1 protein-coding gene and 1 pseudogene are annotated in these 1,705 nt (G+C 74.6%); both read left to right on the forward strand.

The genetic code is table 11. The features are described from left to right. Positions 1-651: pseudogene (locus tag J0695_RS38325) on the forward strand (NYN domain-containing protein); the annotation flags it as partial. An 85-nt stretch (positions 652-736) separates the two neighbouring features. Continuing rightward, a complete protein-coding gene (locus J0695_RS38330) occupies positions 737-1,603 on the forward strand; it encodes an ABC transporter ATP-binding protein (protein WP_372445903.1) in 867 nt (288 codons plus the stop codon). The last annotated feature ends 102 nt before the right edge of the window (positions 1,604-1,705 follow it).

Consider the following 1,705-nt stretch of genomic DNA (forward strand, 5'->3'; position numbering starts at 1 on the left):
ATCCTCTCCGCGCCGCTGCCCGAGTCCGCGCTGGCCGCTTCGGCGGAGCGCGCGGCGCAGGCCGTACGGAACGGATCGACGCCCGGGCCCCCTCCCGAGGCCGAGGAGGACGCCGACCGCGCCCCGGCCGGCACCAAGGGCGTACCGACGCCGAAGGATCTGGCGGCCCTGCGCGGCCCCGGTACCAGTGCGGGGGCCGGTGTCGCGCCCGCCCCGCCCCCGGCCAGCGCCACGCTGCGTTGGTCGTCCGACAAGGGCTGGGTCGAGCGGCCGGGCGGCCCCCTCGGCGAGCCCGCGGAGACCGCGTCCCTGCCGACCCTGGCCCAGCTGACCAGCGCCGAGCAGCGGTGGGCGGACCGCGAAGAGGACATCACCACCGTCGGCGGCGACCCCTTCGAGGTCGGACAGGTGTTCGCCCGGCGGTGGATGGAACGCCTCCCCGAGCCGGGCCACGTACCGAAGCTGTCGACGATGTACCCGCGGATCCCGCACCGCATCGACGGCGAGCTGCTGCGGTACGCGGCCAGATTCGGCCTCCTCGCGCACAAGGACGACCAGATCGACGAGCACGACCGCTATGCGATCAGGGCCGGGTTCTGGCGCGAGATCGATGTACGGGCAGCTGCCGAGCACGCACCTGCGGCCGAGTAGCGAACCGGGGCGGACCGGGCCCCCGGCGCAATCCGGGGCGTCCAACCCCGTACCCTCGTACCTCGTGAGGACGGGCAGCGTATGCGTGGTGCGGGACCTGGTGAAGACGTACCCCGCCGCGCGCGGACGGCGCGGGGTCCCGGCCACCGAGGCCGTGCGGGCCACCGACGGCATCTCCCTGGACGTGCGCCGCGGCGAGATCTTCGGGCTCCTGGGGCCCAACGGTGCGGGCAAGTCGACCNNGGCCTACCTCGGGCAGGAGTCGACGGCCCTCGATGAGCTGACCGTCGCACTCGCCGCCGAGACCACCGGGCGGCTGCGCGGACTCACCCTTAACGACGCCCGCGCGGCGCGCGACACCGTCATCGAGGAACTGGGGCTCGGCGAGATCGCCGGACGCCCCCTGAAGAAGCTCTCCGGCGGACAGCGCCGGCTCGCCTGCCTTGCGGCGGCTCTCGTCGGCGAACGGCCGATCCTGGTCCTGGACGAGCCCACCACCGGGATGGACCCCGTCGCGCGCCGCGCGGTCTGGGCGGCCGTCGACCGGCGGCGGGCCGAGCACGGGGCGACCGTGCTGCTCGTCACCCATAACGTCATCGAGGCCGAGACCGTCCTCGACCGGGTCGCCGTCATGGAGCGTGGCAGGGTCATCGCCTGCGACACCCCGGCCGGGCTGAAGGCGCAGGTCGCCGACGAGGTGCGGGTCGATCTGGTGTGGCGTGACCGCGCGCCGATCGAGGTGCCCGAGGTGGCCGCACTGCGCCACTTCGCGGACGAGTCCGGGCGGCGGTGGGTGCTGCGTCTGGCACCCGACGAGGCGCGGGCCGCTGTCGCGGCTGTCACCGGTGGGGCGGCCTTCGCCGCGCTGGACGACTTCACGCTGTCCACCCCGAGCCTGGAGGACGTCTACCTGGCGCTCGGCGGCGTTGCGAAAGGGCTGGTGAAGGGGTGACTGCGGTCGTATCGGCGGAGGTGGCGGCCTCTGTGCGTACCCATGAGGACGACGGCGTGACGGCGGCGGCACTCGCGCCCAGGGCCCGGCTGCTGCCCGCGC

The sequence above is a fragment of the Streptomyces beijiangensis genome (assembly GCF_017315755.1).
Classification (GTDB): Bacteria; Actinomycetota; Actinomycetes; order Streptomycetales; family Streptomycetaceae; genus Streptomyces; species Streptomyces beijiangensis.